The sequence below is a fragment of the Corynebacterium sp. NPDC104732 genome, from assembly GCF_055583565.1.
Genome location: NZ_JBVJNS010000002.1, coordinates 110,552 through 129,231, shown reverse-complemented (window position 1 = coordinate 129,231; position 18,680 = coordinate 110,552). Strand labels below are relative to the sequence as shown.

The following is an 18,680-nucleotide window of genomic DNA, read 5'->3' as shown; positions in this document are numbered from 1 at the left end:
CAAAGTGACTTTTTCGTGCTGGTTTCGTCGGTTTGCGTTACCAGATTCGACATCGGGTTCTCTGTTACCAAATCCGGCAAGGGATCTCTAAAGGCTCAACGCCCCGGTTGATAGCCCGTACACTGCGAATCCTGCGCCGATGATGACGGCGGCGACGATGACCCATTCGAAGGTGTTGAACCATTTTTCGCCGGTTTTTACGCGCTGCCAGATGTACGGTACAAGGCCGGGGAGGACGAGCAGAGTGCCGAAGAGCAGGTAGGTGATGTCTGCGGCGTAGAACAGCCAGAGCGAGTAGATGAAGGCGATGACGGCGATCATCAGGTGGCGTCGGTTTTCGCGGCCGGTGACGGAGGGCCCGGAGTCGTCGAAGCGGGTTCCGGCGTGCGGGTGGGTGATCCCTTTTCCTCGGGTGGTGAGCAGCAGTAGGTAGAGGGAGGAGAAGACGTACGGCAGCATGTACATCATCGTGGCCAGCTGCACCATGGAGGTGTAGGTGGTTTCGTTGAGGAAGAAGATGATGACGCAGATTTGGATCACTGTGGTGGAGATGAGCTGCGCGCTAAATGGTGCACCTGCCTTGTTGAATTTTCCGAAGCGGGCGGGCAGGAGGCCGTCGATGGCCATCAGCGAGATGGGTTCTGCGCAGAGCATCTGCCAGGACACGTAGGCGCCGAGCACGGAGACGCAGAGTCCGAGGGAAACTAGCAGGCCTCCCCACGGGCCGACGGCTGCTTCGAGCACCGCTGCCAGGGAGTTGTCACCGAGTGCTGCGAGTTGCTGTTGGGTGAGCACACCGTAGGAGAGGGTGGTGACGGATACGAGGAGCGCGAGCACGGCGATGAAGCCGATCATGGTGGCGCGGCCCACGTCTTTGCGGGTGCGGGCCTGCTTGGAGTACACGGATGCGCCTTCCACGCCGATGAAGGCCCAAACGGTGAACAGCATCATGCCTTTGACCTGGTCGAGGAGGGAGCCGGTTTCGCCGTGGCTGCCCCACATGTCGAAGGTGAATTTATCCCAGCTAAACCCGACGAAGGCGACCAGGATGAGGAAGGCGAAGATGGGCAACAGCTTTGCGACGGTCGTTACCACATTCATCGCTGCCGCCTGCCGGATTCCTCGGGTGAGCATGAAGAAAATCACCCAGGTCAGGACGGAAACAGCGATCGCGCTGGCGAGCTGGTTTTCTGGGTCGAACAGTGGGATGTAGTGTCCGAGGGTAGAGAAGAACAGGGTGGCGTAGCCCACCTGTGCGATCACGGATCCGAGCCAGTATCCCCAGGCAGAGGCGAATCCGACGAAGTCTCCGAGTCCGGCACGGACGTAGGAGTACACACCCGAGTCGAGGTTTGGCTTGCGGATTGCAAGGGCGTGGAAAACGAATGCGATGGAGAGCATGCCGACGCCGGCAATGCCCCAACCTATGAGCATCGCCCCCGGCCCGGCCACAGATGCAGCCTGCTGGGGGAGTGCGAAAATACCGGCGCCGACGGTGGAACCGATGATGAGAGACACCAGGGTCCACATGCGGACGGTGTGCTTCGTTTCTACAGTGTTATTCACTGATACTTGTGCTTTCAGGGTGTTGGTCACTGGCTTAGCCTAGCCAAGAGAGATGAAGAATATCTACTTGTAATTAAGCAGATGTTTTTTGGAAATGGACACTTTTATTCTTGAACGCTGTTCGAAGGCTAGGCTATTTGCAGATCGAGAGGAGAAAAGTCGTGGATAATCGCAGTTTTGCCCAGTTTCCTGGAGAGGGCGATACCCCGGTTCGGGTGGACTCGCTGCGCAATGCGCAGTGGCTCATGGCCCAAGCTCTGCGGGTCGGAGAGTGGGAGCGCTCCATGACTCACGAAACACTCTTGCCCTATTTACGTGAGGAAGCAGCCGAGTTTGCGGACGCGGTGGCAAAGTGGTCACGGACTCAGGACGACGCTACAGAAACCGAGCTTTTGAACGAGCTGTCCGACCTCCTTCTACAGGTCTTGTTTCATGCCGAGCTCGCTCGTCGACGCGGCAGCTTCGATCTTGACGATGTAGCAGCCGCATTCGTATCCAAGATGCACAGTCGCGCCCCTTACCTTTTCGACGGCGGGGACGACGTGATTACTATCGCTGAGCAGGAGCGATACTGGGAAGAGGGTAAGCGTCGGGAAAAGGGAATCGGGCAGCAGTGAGCGTCGGCAAGCCTGCGCTGTAAGATCGGCAGCTATGGGTTCTGTAGCGAAAAAGGCGTTCGGGTGCGGCGTGATAGTCGTGCTTGCTGTTGTGCTCGTGATCTCCATGGTCGGCTGGGTGCTATCCGCATTGCACACCCCTAACCCGCTCCGCCCACGCATTGCCGTGCCTGACGACGTGCCTCCCGCCGGCGCCGTAGAGGTACCCCATATCGACGTCAACGCCCCGGGAAGAACCTCCGAAAAACTCACATTTTGGGCCGAACCCATCTCCAAACAAATTGATGTCTCACCAGCGGCGATCCAGGCTTATGGCAACGCTGAACTGATCGCTCAGCAGAGCTGGCCCGACTGTCACCTGCGCTGGAACACCCTCGCCGGCATCGCCCAAGTAGAAACTCGCCACGGCACCTACACCGGCAAACTCTTCGAGGGAGCTTCCATCGGCCCAGACGGCGTAGTTAGCCCACCAATTTTCGGCATCAAGCTCGACGGATCTCCCGGCTTCGCCAACATTCCCGACACAGACGGCGGGCTTATCGACGGCGATACCGAGCATGACCGAGCCGTCGGCCCGTTCCAATTCATTCCAGAATCATGGAAACGCTACGGCCGCGACGCTAATGGAGACGGATTCAACGACCCGCACCAAATCGACGACGCAGCCCTGTCCGCGGCGAACTTGCTATGCACCAACGGCGGCGACCTTGCCACGCCAGAAGGCTGGGCGAAAGCCGTCTACGCCTACAACCAATCCGACAAATATCTAGCTGATGTCCGCGACGCAGCAGCAGCGTACGCCGTCAATCAACCAGCGTATTAAGCTCATTCCTCCGCTTAGGGGGAATCAACGTGGCCAGGCCCAAAAATTCGTGCCACAATTGACGGTAAGTGTGACAAGCTCGCGCTAAGAAACACATTCCTTCATCAATTAGGAGGCCAACAGTGGCTGAGATCATGCACGTTTTCGCTCGTGAAATCATGGATTCCCGTGGCAACCCAACCGTCGAAGCAGGTGTCGTCCTTGATGACATGTCTAGCGGCGAAGCTGGCGTTCCATCTGGCGCATCCACCGGTGCACACGAGGCTCACGAACTGCGTGATGGTGGGGACCGCTACCAGGGCAAGGGTGTCCTGAAAGCTGTTGAAGCTGTCAACGAGGAAATCGCAGACGAGCTCGCTGGTTTCGAAGCCGACGATCAGCGCGCCATAGACCAGGCAATGATCGACCTGGACGGCACCCCAAACAAGTCCCGCCTCGGCGCAAACGCCATCCTCGGCGTTTCCATGGCAGTGGCCAAGGCAGCTGCGGAATCCGCCGGCCTGCCACTGTTCCGCTACATCGGTGGGCCAAACGCTCACGTCCTGCCGGTTCCAATGATGAACATCCTCAACGGTGGCGCACACGCTGACTCCGGCGTCGACGTCCAGGAGTTCATGATCGCCCCAGTCGGCGCCGAGACCTTCGCTGAGGCACTGCGCATGGGCGCTGAGGTGTACCACACCCTCAAGTCCGTCATCAAGAGCAAGGGCCTGTCCACCGGCCTCGGTGACGAGGGTGGCTTCGCGCCTTCCGTCGAGTCCACCAAGGCTGCTCTGGACCTGATCGTTGAGGCTATCGAGAAGGCTGGCTACAAGCTGGGCGACGACGTCGCACTGGCTCTCGACGTAGCATCCTCCGAGTTCTTCAAGGACGGCAAGTACCACTTCGAAGGTGGCGAGCACACCGCTGAAGAGATGGCTAAGGTCTACGAAGAGCTCATCTCCGAGTACCCAATCGTCTCCATCGAGGACCCACTGCAGGAAGACGACTGGGAGGGCTACGTCACCCTCACCGAGACCATCGGTGACAAGGTGCAGATCGTGGGCGATGACTTCTTCGTCACCAACCCAGAGCGCCTGGCCAAGGGCATCGAAATGAAGGCCGCCAACGCGCTGCTGGTGAAGGTTAACCAGATCGGTACCTTGACCGAAACCTTCGACGCTGTCGAGCTGGCACACCGTAACGGCTACCGCACCATGATGTCCCACCGCTCCGGCGAGACTGAGGACACCACCATCGCGGACCTCGCAGTTGCCCTCAACTGTGGCCAGATCAAGACCGGTGCACCAGCACGTTCCGAGCGCGTTGCCAAGTACAACCAGCTCCTGCGCATCGAGCAGCTCCTGGGTGATGCTGCTGTCTACGCAGGTCGCTCCGCATTCCCTCGCTTCAAGTAAGAACTAGAAGCACCCACAAACCCGGCCCCTGGCGGCCGGGTTTGGTTTGTTTTGAGACAGCGGAGATTTAGCGTACCGATGGGATTTTTCAGGCGCGGATCATCCCATCCGTACGCTCGATTTCGCTTCTCATCTGGGCTATTCACGGCGCGCCAGGTGTCAGGCTAAAGATGAGAGAAGTAAAGTGGGCAACACAATGGCTTTGACATCGAAACGCTCCAGCAAACGCATCCCTGTGCAACATCGCAGGTCAGATGTGAAAAATCAGGCTGTGAAAAAGAAGCGTGGTCGGTTTAAAGTGGGAACGCTAGAACTGATGGTCGTGGCCTTTGTCTTGATCGTTTTCCTTGTCACCATCACTGTGCCACTTCGCAACTATTTCGAGCAGCGCAATGAAATTCGGGCGGTGAACGCGGCGATTGCCCAGAAACAGCGCCACAAGGAAGAGCTGTTAGGTGAGCTGGAACGCTACAAGAGTAAGGCGTACCTGGATGAGCAAGCCAGGAATCGTCTTGGGGTTATTGCCCCTGGTGAAGTGGCTTTTCGTATCATGGATCCGTCGATGACCAAAGACGATGCGCTTACTTCTACCGATCATAAAACCCCAGAAAAGGTTAGCCCGTGGTATGACACGTTGTGGGGATCGGTTGCGGTTCCTCCGCAGTCTGCCCCCGATGATTCGATAGAACCTACTACGGAGTTGAAGCTGCCGATTGAACCTGCGGAGCCACCTGTTCCGCCACAAGAGCCCCTGCCATGACACAATGTGTGCATGACTGTTTCTGAAGTTGAACTTGCAGCGGTTGCTGAGCAGCTGGGCCGGGAGCCCCGCGGTGTTCTTGAGATTTCTTACACCACACCAGATGGCGTCCCGGCCGTGGTGAAAACTGCACCTCGCCTTGACGACGGCACCCCGTTCCCAACCCTCTACTACCTGACGGAGCCACGCCTTACCGCGGAAGCCTCGCGCCTGGAAGTAGCGCACGTGATGAAGTGGATGCAGGCGCGGCTGGCTGAGAGTGAGGAGCTGCAGGAAGAATACCGGAAAGCTCATGAACACTTTCTTGCTGAGCGAAACGCTATCGAGGATCTGGGCACCGATTTCTCTGGCGGCGGTATGCCAGACCGGGTCAAGTGCCTTCATGTGCTCATGGCGTACGCGCTGGCAGAAGGGCCAGGACGGGTTCGGTTTGGGACGGAAGCGGTTGCGCTCGCTGCCGAGCACGCCCAGCTACGTGGAACGGCGATCCCCGCCAACTGGCCAACCCTCGAGGACCTGGGGATCTCCCTGGACCTGTTCGATTTTACGCACGCTGAGGTCAAATAAATGACGCGCATTGCGGCCGTGGACTGCGGCACTAACTCTATCCGACTGCTGATCTCGGACTTCGACGGAAAAACCTTTACGGACGTCTACCGGGGCATGAAAATTGTGCGCCTCGGCCAGGGCGTTGACGCGACCGGAAAAATCGCTGAGGACTCGATCGTTCGGGCGCGGATCGCGCTCAGCGAGTTTGTGGAGATCATGAAACACGAGCAGGTTACGGCCCTGCGTATGGTCGCCACCTCTGCCACCCGGGACGCCGAGAACCGCCAAGAATTCCTTGACATGACCGCTGAGCTTCTAGGACAGGTTATTCCCGGCAGCATCGCTGAAGAGATCAGTGGGGAAGAGGAAGCGAGGCTGTCGTTTCAGGGGGCCGTCGCGGATCTCGGTCCAGAAGCGAAGACGGTATGCGTCGTTGACTTGGGAGGAGGAAGCACGGAATTTGTCGTCGGTAAGCGCGATGGCACAATCCTCGGCGCACACTCCGCGCAGATGGGCTGCGTCCGCCTCACCGAACGCATCATGACCTCCGACCCCGCCACCGACGAGGAAGTGGTGCAGGCCCGGGACTACGTGGCAAGGCAGCTTGCCGACGTCCCCACTCACGTTCCCATTGCCCAAGCTGACACCTTCGTCGGCGTCGCAGGCACCTTCACCACCATCTCAGCCCTGGCGCAAGGCCTGGAAGAATACGATCCTGCCCTCATCCATGGCTCTAAACTGCGCTTCGACGCGTCCCGCGTGCTGACCTCCTCACTAATCGGCAACACCTCCGCCGAACGCGCAGCGCACCCAGTGATGCACCCTGGCCGCGCTGACGTTATCGGCAGTGGTTCAGTGGTCGTGGAAGGGATCATGGACATGATCGAGGCCGCAACCCCGGTACGGACCCTCATCATCTCCGAAAAAGACATACTCGACGGCATCGTCGCAGGGTTAGTGTGACCCTGTTTTCATGATGGTTCTCTCGTGCACTACGCTAATTGAGTAGCCCCGGGTAACCGGGAGGTGCACAGCAAGCCCCTATAGCCCAATTGGCAGAGGCAGTGGACTTAAAATCCATTCAGTGTCGGTTCGAGTCCGACTGGGGGCACCAACAAAACCGCAGGCCAAAGCCATTTTCGGCGCATGAAAACAGGCAAGCGACTACAAAACGACTACACTTTTTCACGAAACACCCCGGCACAACCCATCCAGCACCGTCGCCACAGCGTCCAAATCCTCATCAAAAAGATCCGCATACACATCCAGCGTCATTGCCGCCGACTTGTGCCCCAACTGCGTCTGCACCACCTTCACATTCGCCCCTGCCGAGACAAGCAAACCGGCGGCCACGTGCCGAAGACCGTGCGGGGTAAGCGTCGGCACCTTTGGGATGTTGAACTTATCGCCCGGGTCAGCGATACGGTCATTCACTTTCTTAATCGCCGTGGCCAGAAAATTCCCCTTACCCGGCGTGCGCAACGGCCCACCCACAGGGGATTCCCACACCCAGTCATCCGGCCCCTTGCCCTCCGTGAGCGCCACGAGCTTATCCATCACGTTCCTGGGGCACGCCACAACCCGCCGCTCATGCGTTTTCGGTGTACCCACCACGATGTCACGGCCCACCTTCACCGCGTTGCGCTCCACGCTGATCCGCGAGCGCAAAACTTTAAGATCCCGCACCTGTAACCCGGCAGCCTCACCCCAGCGCAGCCCCGTGGTCCCGAGCAGCCAGATAAGCTCAGGCCTGGATGAGTTATCGGCCACGGCCCTAAGCTGCTCCATCGTCCAGTACACTTTCACTGGCTGATTTTTGCGGGGTAGTTTAATCCCCGCAGCGGGGTTTACGCGGATCATCTTATCTAGCACAGCGATGTCCAGGATTTGCCGGAGGATCGCGTGGTGGTGGCGCCTCGTTGAGGCTGACCAGTCACCCTCGCGGTGCACCCACTCCACAACCTCGGAGGTGCGGATACTCGCGATCATCCGATCACCCCAGTAGGGTTTGATGTGGTTCTCCCAGTCCAGGAAGTCCACCCGCTGGACGGAGGGCTTAGTGTGCGCACGTGAGGTTTTCCACTGCTTCTCCAGGGAGGCTACTGTGGCCTTGCCGTGCTGTGGGTCGATCCAGTCGCCGGTAGCTATGCGGGTGGTGTTTTCTGAGGCCCACAACTCGGCCTCAGCTTTCTTGTGGAAGCCTTTTTTTCCGCGTAGTGCGCCGGATGGATCGCGGTATTGTACCCGCCAGCGGTCGCCTTGTTTTGTCTTATATTTTCTGATTGATGCCACTGGTATACTTTTCTGTGCTGACCAGCGCTGAGAGAATGCGCCAGGTGGCGACTCCCGAGGCGCCGGTGTGCGTTTTCGTGTGTGCCCCACCCCCTTTGGTTCTGCAGGCCATGTTTCAAGGGGGTGGGGCTTTGGTGTGTTTTAGGCTGCTTGCCAGCGGTTACGCCCGTCCGCTGCTGGTGCGCACACCATGGGTTTACCGGTCTTCGAGACACCTGTTCCGCCGTCGCAGAAGGCGCCTGGGTGGACAGTGCCTGCCGGTGCGGGGGCTGGTGCCGGTGCGGGGGCTGGTGCCGGTGCGGGGGCTGGTGCCGGTGCTACGGGGGCGGGTGCGGGGCGCTGCGCCAGCATGGTATCCGAGCACTGCTGCGTCCACCCAGTCGTGCCATCGGTGAAAAACGTCGTGCCCGTCTCATGAATGTATGGGTCACCACAGGAGTCGATCACCTTGTCTAGCACGCGTGGCGTGTCGTGTCCTGGGGCGCCCGTGAACCCAATGACAGGTGGGGGAGCGTCGTTTACTGTCTCGGGAGCCTGCTGTGGTGCTGGGGCGATGGGCGAGGGGGCGGGGGCCTCGGCCGGAGCCACCGAGGTAGTGGACGTGGCAGTCGGGGTGGATTTTTGCGACGCCTGTGTTGTGGTGGTGCTCAGCGTGGTGGGCTGCGGTGTTGGGCTGGTGTCGCTGTCGGGGCTGGAGCACCCCGAGAGAATAAGTGCAGCCACGAGTATGGGGATGGCGTTTTTCATGATGCTTCCTTTCTTAGGTGGTGGTCTCGCCAGATGCTGGCGAGGTGTGGGGTGACGCCGAGTTCGTGGGCGATAGCGCCGATGTGCCCGTCGTGGAGGCGTTCGGCGGTGGCGTACTCCACGGGTGATATTAGGAGGTTTGCTGCCCAGATGTCGGCGCGGCGTTCTAGCCGTGGGTTGTTGTGCTCGGTGTCGCCGTGGACGTGGTGGGCGAGTTCGTGCGCGAGGGTGCACCTGCGGGTCCAGTAGTCTAGGCCCCTGCGGAGCAGGATCATGCGGCGCCCCTTGAGGTACATGCCGTCAAGGTCAGGGCGGAGGGCGTCGGTCTCGATGACGTGGACCCCGAAGGCGTCCACGATGTCATCAATCTCCACGATTTTCTCCTAAGGACTATCTGGCTCGGTGAGCTCTTCACTGCGATGGTGTGCAGCGCCTCGGAGCTCGTTAGCTTCTTCGATTGCAGCAGCGATGTCATCATCGCTCATGGCTCGGACATGACTGTCACCGTCCTCGAACATGTGTGTGACGTTGGTTGGTGTACGTCGACGCGCTGCGAGTTCGCTCATTGTGTCCAGCTTCGACTTAGCAGCCGCCCCAAGCTCGACGAGGTCGGTAAGCGACAGTTCTTCTTCGGCGAGACGTTTCACCAGCTGCGGGACCGTCGCTGCTGCCAGTGTTGTGCCGTCCCCTTCGAAGAAGTCATAGACGTCCTGAATGGTTAAGAACCCAAGTTTGCTCAAGGCGAGCACTGGGTTAATTTTCCACGCCCCGCTGAGCTTGAGTGCGTCATCTGCGGTGAGCGCGCCATTAATTCGCTTGTTTGCAGTTTTTCGAGTGACGTTCAGGATCTCGGCCACTTCTTGGTCGGTGATCGGTGTGCCGACTTGCTGAGAAAACCATTTCTTTATGTCCATGCAAACAACCCTAGTGGGTAAAAAAGTTCCCATCAAGTATGGGGGTAGCAGGGGAAAGGGAATTGCGATACCCCCATGTGTGTAATTTATGTTGACTGGTGGCAGAAGATGGGTAAATATAATACATATCAACAGGAAAAGCCCAAGGAGATGGGGAATGTTTTTACTCTCGCTAGATGAGATTGCTCGCGTTAAGCGAATCAATCGGATTGATGGGGTTGTTGACCTTGCGGAAATCACAGGGGTGAACCGAAAGACGTGGGGTGAAGCTCTGAAGCACCGGATCCCCACACCAAAGGTGCTACAGGCACTAGCAGCTCTAGGTGCCCGCTCCGACCGAATCCTAATCTACGAGCCGCAAGACGCAGCAGCATAAAACACACAACAAAGAAAGGAGGCTCAAAAATGAAGACTAAAGCAGAACGAATTCAGGAACTTTTGGACTACATCGCCCCCATTGCAAAAGAGTCGCAAGACCTCGTCTATCCAGACGGGAAACTCGCTGACACCTGGACGGATGAGCAAGATGAGCGACTGGCCTGGTGCCTGGCTGAAGAAAGCAGAATCTCCAAAGAGATCCGGAAGGTCTGCGAAGAAGAATCCCCCGGTGCTGCAACACCAGGGGAATTGATCACCATCCCGATCGAGGAATACGGGAAGGGGAGCTACAAGCTGCGCGAATTAGTCGCGGCTGTTGTTGAGCTGGACCCCAAGCTCGATTCGGTCAATTTGCTTCTGGAGTAGCTGCATCCCCAAGGCTAGTGAGCGCTGCGATTCGGCCATTGCCTTCTCGTACTGCGTAGAAGCCAGCTGGACAGCGCGATCTGCAGCAATGCCGGCGTGATCAAAATCGTTCAAATTCACAGTTTTTCACCTCACTTCCCGGGGAAGCGTCCCCTGAATAAGTGAAGCACAAACAAACCTTGCAAGTGACCTAGTCAGGGCAAAAAGAAAATGCCCCCTGCAGGAACAGAGGGCACTAAATAGAAAGGAAAAATTTTTCCATGTCTCATCTTATACCACTTCATGACAATGGTGGTGTTCAAGCCGTCCTGGGCCGCGACCTACATGCATTCCTTGGGGTGCAATCGAACTACCGCGAGTGGTTCCCCCGCATGGTTGCATATGGCTTCGAAGATGGGAAAGACTACGCGTCGAAAAATCGACGGGTACAAGATTCCCTCGGACGCGAGCGGGAAGCTACCGATCACATCATCTCTTTGGACATGGCGAAAGAAATCTCCATGATCCAACGCTCGGAGAAGGGTAAGCAGGCTCGCCAGTACTTCATCGAATGCGAGAAAAAGGCGAACGCCCCAAGGGTCAACGGTGCGGAGCTCACCCGCCTCGAACTGATCCAGATCGCGATGAACGCGGAAACCGAACGCCTCGCCTTGGAGGCGAAAAACAAGGAGCTCGAACCCAAGGCAGACGCCTATGACAGTTTCCTCGACGCAGACGGCACCTACAGCGTCGGAAACGTCGCGAAAATGCTCGGACTGTCGCAAAACAAAATGTTCGACCGGCTCCGCAGCGAAGGCGTACTGATCGCCAAGGGTGCCATGCGGAACACCCCATACCAAAAGTACATGCACCACTTCGCGGTGAAGGCCCATGAGTACGAACGTAAAGACGGCACCCGAGGCACCTCGTACACGACGCGCGTGCAGCCCTCCGGTATCGACTTCATCCGCAAAAAGCTCGGCCTGAGCCGTATCGACCCAGAACTACCAGCCGCCAACTAACCAGAAAGGAACCCTGTCATGGATGTGAATCGTGTGCGTGCGGAGATTGATGGGCTTGCTTGGGCGGTGTGTGACCTGCTCACAGTACCGGAGCCGAATATGCCCGTGATTATGCGGATGGTGGCTGATCGTCAGCGCCTGATCACGCAGCTCAACGACTATCAGAACACCGTGATCAAAGGGGCGGTGTAGATGAAAATCCCGTTCCACCTCCTGATCCAACGCCCAGACCTCAAAGAAGCCCTGGGCCGGGTCAAAAACCCAAGAACACCAACCTACAAGACACGGAAGTTTCCAACTTTCAAGACTCACCAATAGTAGCCCGCCTGGTTGGCAATGGGCGTCGGGTTCGATTCCCGCGCCGGGCACAGGTTGTGCGTGGGGAAGCGCATAACCCCTTGTTACTTGAAAATTCTATAGTGCATAGCGCCGGGGGATACGGGGCGCAGGACATAGGAGAGCGTGGTGCTTAGATCGCGATGACCCTATGGAATGCGTGCCCACACCATGAGGGGTTCGCAGCCCCTTGTGAGGTAACGACCGGCGCGCATAGAAATACCAGCCTGCATAGCTCAGTTGGTAGAGCTCCGTCCTTTTAAGTCGGATGTCCCTGGTTCGATTCCAGGTGCAGGCACCAGGTGGGGTGTCAAACCAGTGGTCTTGTATGTTCCCCACAGGCAAGCCGTGTCCACGACCAGCCAAATCGCCATAGCTTCCGCTGCGAGACACGCGCTGCACCCCACCCAACAAAACGTCACATTGACACAAAAAAACGCCCGTCCCACCTGCCACCAACAGGAAAAGGACGGGCCCTTTTTCGACCCCCACACACCAAAAAAGAGGAGGAATCAATGACCAAGCCTACCAAAGCCGAGCTTGTCGCCCTCATGGACGACATCGAAAACGTCATCCTCGAACGCAAATCCTGGCTCACCACCGCAGAATTTGCACAGCTAGCCGGACGACACCTTAGGACGATCCAGCTCGACTGCGCGAGCGGACGCCTCCCAGCCCAGCAGACCCGCAAGCATGGGAAATACTTGATCCACTACCAGCAACTGCTGACCTACACCCCATCAGAGCGTGCGGCATGAGTAAGGAATTGACTGGCCTCGCGGAGGCCGTCGGCGTGTATCAACCGCGCCCACGTATCACCCATGACATGCACTATGGCGCACTGTACGGTGCCATGATCGTCGTCGCGCTATGGCAGGTGGCATTTTGAGCATCCAGGCCATCATCACCCCCAAGGCCCCAGTGGAGGACTTACCATGAGCGCCACTACCCATGAGTTGTTGAAGCGCTTCGCCGCCGGACGCCCAGTCAACAAGTCCCAAGTCGCCGAACTGATCACCGACGGGCTAGTCACCACCTGTGATGACGGAACCACCTACCTCACCGAGAAGGGTTTTACTGCCCTCACTAATCAAGGAGACCCCACCCATGAGCACTAAAACCTGGCTATCCAAGGAACTCACCCTTGACCTGCTCGCTATCACAATTCATTCCTTCAACAAGATTTATCAGCGGATCTCTGAAGATGGTACCGGCAGAGTGTCGCCGTGGCCGGTGCCGGAGGATGTGGCACGTGAGCAGCAGGCTACGGAGCTTGAACAGAAACCGGAGTCCACCACAGATTCTGAACCGTCACCACAGGAACCAGCCCCAGCCCCAGCCAATGGGCATGACTACGCCGCACTGCACACTAAAGCCCAAGGCCTGCTCCGCGACATCAACCTCGCCGGTGATGTCGAATGGATCACAGGCACCCTCTTCCCACACTTCGGAGTGAAGTCGCTTACTGAAGTGCCGAAGACGCGACTGCCAGAGCTTGTGGACATGACCGAGGCTAGGCATACCGAGGTGAAGCAGTGACCGATACCTACCAACGGCTTGTAGAAGGGGACCAGGCAGACCCTAGTGACCCGGTCGCTAGGGCTGCTGTGCAGACCATGATCGACGCCGGTACTATCACCCACGTCGAAGACAAGAAAGGCGAGGTATGGCCTGTCTTATCTTTACTGAAGGCGTCGGTGAAACTCAATCCGAAGCATGTGCCGCCGAATAAAGCTAGGTTGCCTTTCACCCAGGTCGCGTCTTTCGGCGTGATGGCACCAGCCGATGAGACATTAGATGCCCCAGCACCGCAGCACGCGGGGCGGGCGCATGCACTCCTGTCCGCCTCGGGGGCTCACCGGTGGATCAACTGCACCCCATCCGCAAGGATCTCCGAGCGCTACCCAGACACCACGTCACAAGCTGCAGAGGAGGGCACGGCAGCTCACGAGCTCGCCGAGCATAAGCTGCGAATCCTTGCTGGGCTCGAGTCGTCGTGGGAGCCTAGCTCGTGGTTCGACGAGGACATGGACGCCCACACTGACGATTATGCGGACTGTGTCATGGCTGAACTTAAGGCAGCGCAGGAGGATAGCCTTGCTGCGTTTCTCGCGATCGAGCAGCGCCTTGATTTTAGCCACATCGTGCCGGACGGCTTCGGCACGGGTGACGCCCTGATCGTCGGCGACGGCACCCTTACTCTTGTCGACCTAAAATACGGGAGGGGGGTGGAGGTATCAGCTGCTGGTAATCCGCAGCTCCGACTGTACGCCCTGGGGGCGCTCAAGCAGTTCGGCATGATCTATGCGATCGACACTGTCCGCATGGTGATCTTCCAGCCACGCCTCGCCAATACAAGTATCGACGAGATCACCGTGGCGGAGCTAATGGAATGGGCAGAGACAGTTGTGAAGCCAACAGCCGAGCTGGCCATGGCTGGTGGGGGTGAGTTGCGGGCGGGGGAATGGTGCACGTTCTGCCCGCACAGAGCACAGTGCCCCGCACTCGCGAGCCTCTATATGGAGCCGCTAAAGCCCATGATTGAAGCAGCGGAGCCACCCGCGCCTGACACACTTAGCGATACTCAGATTGCTCAGATTGTACAGCTGGAAAAGGACATTAAGAAGTGGCTCACCGCGGTCACCGAGCACGCCTTGGAGAAGGCCAACCTAGGCCACACCTACCCGGGGCTCAAGCTCGTCGAAGGCCGGTCAGTACGCAAATACTCCGACGACGACGCAGTCGCCAAGGCCGTCAAAGCCGAAGGCTTGGATCCATGGGAGCACAAGCTCCTCGGCATCACCGCCATGACCAAGCTCATGGGCAAGAAAAAATTCGACGCTCTCCTCGGCGACTTGTTGGTCAAGCCTGAAGGCAAACCAACCCTGGTGCCAGAGTCAGATAAGCGCCCAGCACTCACGGCCGCTACTGCGGACACCGTGTTCCCACCAATTAAGGAAACAGCATGAGGATATTCAATCAACTACCGGAGCCCACCGCAGATCAACGCCAACTTGCTCTCATAGCAGCAGGAGTCTTCGCAGCCTACATCGACGCCGGATTCACCCGCGAAGAATCCATCGACCTCCTCAAAACCTCCATTGCAGCAAACTCACAAGGAAGTAACCAATGACCAATGTTTTCATCTGCCGCCTCGAGGTCAAGATCGCCAAAGCAATCGGCCTAAAACCCTCGAACTCCAACCACTGAAGTAACCAACCCTCGCCGCTAGTCGCGATGATCCACCGGCACCACGCCCAATCTGAAAGGAACCCCCTATCATGGCACTCACCAACCGCCACGCAACCTTCCCAGCACGCCTGTCCTTCAACGATCTGTTCACCCCACGCACCCAAGACGAAGACCCGAACAGCACTCCGAAGTACCAGGCAGTGCTCCTTATCCCCAAGAACGACACCAACGTCGTCACCGTCCTCAACAACGCCATCGACGCCGCAGTCAAAGACGCTGTAGCCCGAGGAACCCTCAAGGCACCAATCGACCCAACACAGACCCAGTACCCGCCACTGCGCGACGGCGACAAGCCAAAGAACGACGGCACCAGCCGAGGCGACGCATACACCGGCCACTGGTACGTCTCCGCAAAGGCAGGTGAAGCCCGCAAGCCATTCGTTGTTGACCAGGCCACCCAACCGATCATCGACCAGGCAGAGATCTACTCCGGCTGCTACGTCAACGCCTGCGTGGAGTTCTACTGCTACGCAAACAAGGGCAACGTGGGTGTGGCAGCGTCGATCATCGGTGTGCAGAAGGTCAAGGACGGCGAGCACCTCGGCGCCACGCCACTGGAAGCTGGGGATGTTTTCACCGCTCTGCCAGGCTCTAACGCTGGGCTCGGCTTCTAACCACCAGCCCCCTTCTCATTTTCGGCCCCACCTGCCTTTTGTGCTCGTGGGGCCGATCCCTATTCTTCAACCCTCACAACTCAATAACAGGAACCACCAGTGAGCGCTGACTACGAACAACTCGCCCTGTTCCATGACTCCGGGCCTGATCTGCCCCCGATGCGGTGAGTCCAGCCCCACCCCGTACATGCACCGCATCAATCACAGCCACGTAGCAGGCACGGATCTGTGCACCACACTGCTGCTGCGGAAAAGACACAAGGAGAACCCACGATGAAAGCAATATCCCTTGGCGCTAACCCCAACACCCCTCGGGTTGTTTGCTTCGGTGTCCGCGGGGTGTGAAGAACACCCTCGAAGCGTGGGAACAAGACATGCCCATTAATGATGCGATTGCCGCGTTCATGCTCACCAAGAATTTGATTAAGCCCGGCCAGTCCGGTGGCTACGCGTTGACGAAGTTCGGGCAGAACGTGCGGAAGAACCTGTTGAACCAGTTGAAAGGAATGGACTAGTGGTCTGGGAGGAGCCGGAAGAGATGGACAGGAATTTTTACCGTGATTTTTGGGAAGAAGAAGACGCGGATGTGGATAGTGATTTGGCTTATGAGATGTGGAAGGACGAACAATAATGAGCAAGCATTTTGAGCTGACAGGAGAGACGATCACGGTGTGCGGAAGGACGCTGTATCGGATTAGGGCGACGCGTGATATCCCACAGCATAGCGTGACGGTCGGTGACTTAGGGGGGTTTGTGGAGTCGGAGGATAATCTCGCTGGCAACGCGTGGGTGTCCGGCAACGCGCGTGTGTACGGCAACGCGCAGGTGTACGGCAACGCGCAGGTGACCGGTGACGCGCAGGTGTCCGGTGACGCGTGGGTGTCCGGTGACGCGTGGGTGTCCGGTGACGCGTGGGTGTCCGGTGACGCGTGGGTGTCCGGTGACGCGTGGGTGTACGGCAACGCGCGTGTGTACGGCAACGCGTGGGTGTACGGCAACGCGCAGGTGTCCGGCAACGCGCAGGTGTACGGCAACGCGCAGGTGTACGGCAACGCGCAGGTGTACGGCAACGCGCAGGTGTCCGGTGACGCGCAGGTGACCAGCAACGCGCGTGTGTACGGCAACGCGTGGGTGTACGGCAACGCGCGTGTGTACGGCAACGCGCGTGTGTACGGCAACGCGCAGGTGACCAGCAGTAGGCACGTCCTGACTCTCTCCCCAATCGGGGCAGAAAACCAAACCGTCACGCTCTGCAAAACCACCACAGGGCACACCCTAAAAGTCGGATGTTGGACAGGCACAGCCGACACCCTCATGGAAGAAGTCGCCCGCAGACGCGAAAAATACTGGGGCGACAACGAACACAAAAACCAGGCACTGACCAGCGAATACAAGGCGGTGTTGACCCTGGTGTGGAACCGGATCAAAGAATGGGAGGCAGAAAAATGAGCAAGCAAATTTTGGTTAATGTTGATGTTTTGCGTGACCTGGCGGGGGAAGCCCCCAGCGAGTGGGCTAAAAACGAGGCTAGGAAACTGCTCCAGCCCGCCCCAACAATCGGCACCGTGTGCACCCACGAAAAATATGGTGACGCGGTCGTTGTTGACGTGCTGGAAAAAGACCTTGTGACCGTGTTTGCGAAGGCCCGTAACCCAGAACTAATCACCGTAGACGCGTCCGAACTTAAATACCACCCCACCACCCTGTTTGAACAATTGGATTTCGATGCCGCCCCTGAGGGCACGATCATCGCACCCAATAACCCCATGCTGCACCTGAGGATCAAAGACTCCGGGTTCTGGATATGTGACGACGAAGGTAACCAAAACACCAGCCTGGAGATGACCAAACTGGGGGCATGGACTGTGATCCGCTGGGGGCACGGACAATGAAACGCATTGACGAAGCAGCACAAGCTAAATACTGCGCCCAGGCCCTCGCAGACGCGGGACTACTCGCACCAGAACTACCCGAGATTAAAACGCTAGATGACGACACTTACCACTGGCGCGGTACTCACACGATACTGTGCCACGATTACAGCGCGGGTGTGGCAACGGAAGCGGAAGCACCGGGCGGTGTAACAGCCGTTGGGGACGAAATCTATATCGACGTTGACCACGGAGATCAAATCTTGACACCCGCCGAAGCCCGCACCCTGGGACTCGCCTTACTCGCAGCAGCAGAACAGGTAGCAGAGGGGAACCAATGAATAGGTGGCGCTGGTACGGCAACAACAAGGTTTACCAGCGTGCTATCCAGCTTTTCCTCGAAGAAAACGGCGGTAAATCATGGTGGGAAACCACCTGTGAGATGCGCCGGAAATACCACGACCGAGCAGTAAAGGAACTGATATGACCCTCCCGCCCTTTGACGAGTTGAAGCAACTCCAGGCGCAGCACACACCGGGGCCGTGGCGCGCCAGCCCGATCCCGGGCCGTGACACACTCCACTACATCACCAACCCCACTGGGGTGGTGATCCCGCGTGACACCTCCAGCCAGGCGGGGGAAGCGAACACACGTCTCACGTGCTACGCCCCCGACCTGTTGGCTGAGGTGATCCGCATGAGGGAGCGGGTAGCCGATGTGCGGGATATGGCCCGGCAACTATCCGAAAACCCCACCATCATGACCACCGAACAACACCTGTTCGCCGACATCGCCGACGAACTCGACGAAACCTTAGGAGACGAACAGTAATGCCACGATATGTCATCAAGACCGCGCCCGATAAGGACGAATACGTCCTATGGTCAACCGTCGTAGACAACGCTGTATCCCCGGTGCTCGCACGCGCTGAAATGGCCGAGCACCTGCTTCAGGAAGCAATCGAGGACGCTAAGAAGTCCATCGAAAAGCAGTTAGACCGACCACACCACGCTGCGGATGAAGACCCGTTTCTCGTCACGAACATCGAACACGATGACTTCGAGGGCTTCTATGATCTCGATTCCGCCAACCTTGCCGAGTTTGTGCGTGCCCAAGCAAACGGCGATGCCGAGACCCTCAAGCGCCTGCTATCAGAAGTCGGAGACGAAGCATGAGACTTCCGACAGTTGACGAACT

29 protein-coding genes and 2 tRNA genes are annotated in these 18,680 nt (G+C 58.1%); 26 read left to right on the top strand and 5 right to left on the bottom strand.

From position 1 onward, the window contains the following. Positions 1-87: 87 nt before the first annotated feature. Entirely contained in the window at positions 88-1,596 is a 1,509-nt protein-coding gene (locus ACZ6ZO_RS02240) for an amino acid permease (RefSeq protein WP_465290214.1), read from the bottom strand. A 131-nt stretch (positions 1,597-1,727) separates the two neighbouring features. On the opposite strand from ACZ6ZO_RS02240, the gene ACZ6ZO_RS02235 reads away from it, so the two are divergent. From ACZ6ZO_RS02235 to ACZ6ZO_RS02205, 7 genes are all read left to right on the top strand, one after another. Next, positions 1,728-2,183, top strand: coding sequence for a MazG nucleotide pyrophosphohydrolase domain-containing protein (locus tag ACZ6ZO_RS02235; RefSeq protein WP_343159517.1), 456 nt, complete (start codon positions 1,728-1,730; stop codon positions 2,181-2,183). Positions 2,184-2,217: 34 nt separating this feature from the next. Beyond that, positions 2,218-3,006: a lytic transglycosylase domain-containing protein gene (locus ACZ6ZO_RS02230; RefSeq protein ID WP_208769009.1), complete on the top strand. Its 789-nt coding sequence runs from the start codon at positions 2,218-2,220 to the stop codon at positions 3,004-3,006. 122 nt (positions 3,007-3,128) lie between these two features. Next, complete coding sequence (gene eno / locus ACZ6ZO_RS02225; protein ID WP_182386539.1) at positions 3,129-4,403, top strand: phosphopyruvate hydratase; 1,275 nt, start codon at positions 3,129-3,131, stop codon at positions 4,401-4,403. Between the two features lie 271 nt (positions 4,404-4,674). Beyond that, on the top strand, positions 4,675-5,163 hold the full coding sequence (locus tag ACZ6ZO_RS02220; protein WP_208769010.1) for an FtsB family cell division protein: 489 nt from the start codon (positions 4,675-4,677) through the stop codon (positions 5,161-5,163). A 12-nt stretch (positions 5,164-5,175) separates the two neighbouring features. Beyond that, positions 5,176-5,730 carry a DUF501 domain-containing protein gene (locus ACZ6ZO_RS02215; protein WP_465290211.1) on the top strand — a complete coding sequence of 185 codons (555 nt, stop codon included), beginning with the start codon at positions 5,176-5,178 and terminating at the stop codon, positions 5,728-5,730. Further along, the gene (locus tag ACZ6ZO_RS02210) at positions 5,731-6,675 is read left to right on the top strand and encodes a Ppx/GppA phosphatase family protein (protein WP_343159519.1); all 945 of its coding nucleotides are present in this window, start codon (positions 5,731-5,733) and stop codon (positions 6,673-6,675) included. Positions 6,676-6,749: 74 nt separating this feature from the next. Beyond that, positions 6,750-6,826 (top strand) — tRNA-Leu (locus ACZ6ZO_RS02205). Positions 6,827-6,897: 71 nt separating this feature from the next. On the opposite strand, the gene ACZ6ZO_RS02200 is transcribed toward ACZ6ZO_RS02205, so the two are convergent. The 4 genes from ACZ6ZO_RS02200 to ACZ6ZO_RS02185 form a co-directional block, all read right to left on the bottom strand. Next, entirely contained in the window at positions 6,898-8,004 is a 1,107-nt protein-coding gene (locus ACZ6ZO_RS02200; RefSeq protein ID WP_465290209.1) for a tyrosine-type recombinase/integrase, read from the bottom strand. Between the two features lie 141 nt (positions 8,005-8,145). Next, positions 8,146-8,751 (bottom strand): hypothetical protein, encoded by a 606-nt coding sequence (locus tag ACZ6ZO_RS02195; protein ID WP_465290207.1) that lies wholly within the window; start codon positions 8,749-8,751, stop codon positions 8,146-8,148. Continuing rightward, positions 8,748-9,125: an ImmA/IrrE family metallo-endopeptidase gene (locus tag ACZ6ZO_RS02190; protein WP_465290205.1), complete on the bottom strand. Its 378-nt coding sequence runs from the start codon at positions 9,123-9,125 to the stop codon at positions 8,748-8,750. The genes ACZ6ZO_RS02195 and ACZ6ZO_RS02190 overlap by 4 nt, the downstream gene beginning before the upstream one ends. Positions 9,126-9,134: 9 nt before the next feature. Continuing rightward, on the bottom strand, positions 9,135-9,665 hold the full coding sequence (locus ACZ6ZO_RS02185) for a hypothetical protein (RefSeq protein WP_465290203.1): 531 nt from the start codon (positions 9,663-9,665) through the stop codon (positions 9,135-9,137). A 157-nt stretch (positions 9,666-9,822) separates the two neighbouring features. Between ACZ6ZO_RS02185 and ACZ6ZO_RS02180 the strand changes: the two genes are divergently transcribed. From ACZ6ZO_RS02180 to ACZ6ZO_RS02090, 19 genes are all read left to right on the top strand, one after another. Next, the gene (locus ACZ6ZO_RS02180) at positions 9,823-10,041 is read left to right on the top strand and encodes an XRE family transcriptional regulator (RefSeq protein WP_465290201.1); all 219 of its coding nucleotides are present in this window, start codon (positions 9,823-9,825) and stop codon (positions 10,039-10,041) included. A gap of 29 nt (positions 10,042-10,070) precedes the next feature. Beyond that, positions 10,071-10,409 (top strand): hypothetical protein, encoded by a 339-nt coding sequence (locus tag ACZ6ZO_RS02175; protein ID WP_465290199.1) that lies wholly within the window; start codon positions 10,071-10,073, stop codon positions 10,407-10,409. 260 nt (positions 10,410-10,669) lie between these two features. Continuing rightward, positions 10,670-11,410: a phage antirepressor KilAC domain-containing protein gene (locus ACZ6ZO_RS02170; RefSeq protein WP_465290197.1), complete on the top strand. Its 741-nt coding sequence runs from the start codon at positions 10,670-10,672 to the stop codon at positions 11,408-11,410. Positions 11,411-11,428: 18 nt separating this feature from the next. Next, complete coding sequence (locus tag ACZ6ZO_RS02165) at positions 11,429-11,602, top strand: hypothetical protein (RefSeq protein WP_465290195.1); 174 nt, start codon at positions 11,429-11,431, stop codon at positions 11,600-11,602. Between the two features lie 369 nt (positions 11,603-11,971). Continuing rightward, positions 11,972-12,047 (top strand) — tRNA-Lys (locus ACZ6ZO_RS02160). A 214-nt stretch (positions 12,048-12,261) separates the two neighbouring features. Beyond that, the gene (locus ACZ6ZO_RS02155) at positions 12,262-12,504 is read left to right on the top strand and encodes a hypothetical protein (protein ID WP_465290193.1); all 243 of its coding nucleotides are present in this window, start codon (positions 12,262-12,264) and stop codon (positions 12,502-12,504) included. Continuing rightward, positions 12,501-12,635 (top strand): hypothetical protein, encoded by a 135-nt coding sequence (locus ACZ6ZO_RS02150; protein ID WP_465290191.1) that lies wholly within the window; start codon positions 12,501-12,503, stop codon positions 12,633-12,635. The genes ACZ6ZO_RS02155 and ACZ6ZO_RS02150 overlap by 4 nt, the downstream gene beginning before the upstream one ends. A 46-nt stretch (positions 12,636-12,681) precedes the next feature. Beyond that, positions 12,682-12,864: a hypothetical protein gene (locus ACZ6ZO_RS02145; RefSeq protein ID WP_465290189.1), complete on the top strand. Its 183-nt coding sequence runs from the start codon at positions 12,682-12,684 to the stop codon at positions 12,862-12,864. Continuing rightward, a complete protein-coding gene (locus ACZ6ZO_RS02140) occupies positions 12,854-13,285 on the top strand; it encodes a hypothetical protein (RefSeq protein ID WP_465290187.1) in 432 nt (143 codons plus the stop codon). The genes ACZ6ZO_RS02145 and ACZ6ZO_RS02140 overlap by 11 nt, the downstream gene beginning before the upstream one ends. Then, positions 13,282-14,715 carry a DUF2800 domain-containing protein gene (locus tag ACZ6ZO_RS02135; RefSeq protein ID WP_465290185.1) on the top strand — a complete coding sequence of 478 codons (1,434 nt, stop codon included), beginning with the start codon at positions 13,282-13,284 and terminating at the stop codon, positions 14,713-14,715. The genes ACZ6ZO_RS02140 and ACZ6ZO_RS02135 overlap by 4 nt, the downstream gene beginning before the upstream one ends. Then, positions 14,712-14,879: a hypothetical protein gene (locus ACZ6ZO_RS02130; protein WP_465290184.1), complete on the top strand. Its 168-nt coding sequence runs from the start codon at positions 14,712-14,714 to the stop codon at positions 14,877-14,879. Before ACZ6ZO_RS02135 ends, ACZ6ZO_RS02130 begins: the two co-directional genes overlap by 4 nt. Before the next feature lie 148 nt (positions 14,880-15,027). After that, positions 15,028-15,612 (top strand): DUF2815 family protein, encoded by a 585-nt coding sequence (locus tag ACZ6ZO_RS02125; RefSeq protein ID WP_465290182.1) that lies wholly within the window; start codon positions 15,028-15,030, stop codon positions 15,610-15,612. A 374-nt stretch (positions 15,613-15,986) separates the two neighbouring features. Continuing rightward, complete coding sequence (locus tag ACZ6ZO_RS02120) at positions 15,987-16,127, top strand: hypothetical protein (protein WP_465290180.1); 141 nt, start codon at positions 15,987-15,989, stop codon at positions 16,125-16,127. Between the two features lie 115 nt (positions 16,128-16,242). After that, positions 16,243-17,061, top strand: coding sequence for a bactofilin family protein (locus tag ACZ6ZO_RS02115; RefSeq protein ID WP_465290178.1), 819 nt, complete (start codon positions 16,243-16,245; stop codon positions 17,059-17,061). Next, the gene (locus ACZ6ZO_RS02110) at positions 17,058-17,504 is read left to right on the top strand and encodes a hypothetical protein (RefSeq protein ID WP_465290176.1); all 447 of its coding nucleotides are present in this window, start codon (positions 17,058-17,060) and stop codon (positions 17,502-17,504) included. Before ACZ6ZO_RS02115 ends, ACZ6ZO_RS02110 begins: the two co-directional genes overlap by 4 nt. Continuing rightward, entirely contained in the window at positions 17,501-17,824 is a 324-nt protein-coding gene (locus tag ACZ6ZO_RS02105; RefSeq protein ID WP_465290174.1) for a hypothetical protein, read from the top strand. The genes ACZ6ZO_RS02110 and ACZ6ZO_RS02105 overlap by 4 nt, the downstream gene beginning before the upstream one ends. Then, on the top strand, positions 17,821-17,970 hold the full coding sequence (locus tag ACZ6ZO_RS02100; protein ID WP_465290172.1) for a hypothetical protein: 150 nt from the start codon (positions 17,821-17,823) through the stop codon (positions 17,968-17,970). Before ACZ6ZO_RS02105 ends, ACZ6ZO_RS02100 begins: the two co-directional genes overlap by 4 nt. Beyond that, a complete protein-coding gene (locus tag ACZ6ZO_RS02095) occupies positions 17,967-18,314 on the top strand; it encodes a hypothetical protein (protein ID WP_465290170.1) in 348 nt (115 codons plus the stop codon). Before ACZ6ZO_RS02100 ends, ACZ6ZO_RS02095 begins: the two co-directional genes overlap by 4 nt. Beyond that, positions 18,314-18,658 (top strand): hypothetical protein, encoded by a 345-nt coding sequence (locus tag ACZ6ZO_RS02090; RefSeq protein ID WP_465290168.1) that lies wholly within the window; start codon positions 18,314-18,316, stop codon positions 18,656-18,658. The genes ACZ6ZO_RS02095 and ACZ6ZO_RS02090 overlap by 1 nt, the downstream gene beginning before the upstream one ends. The last annotated feature ends 22 nt before the right edge of the window (positions 18,659-18,680 follow it).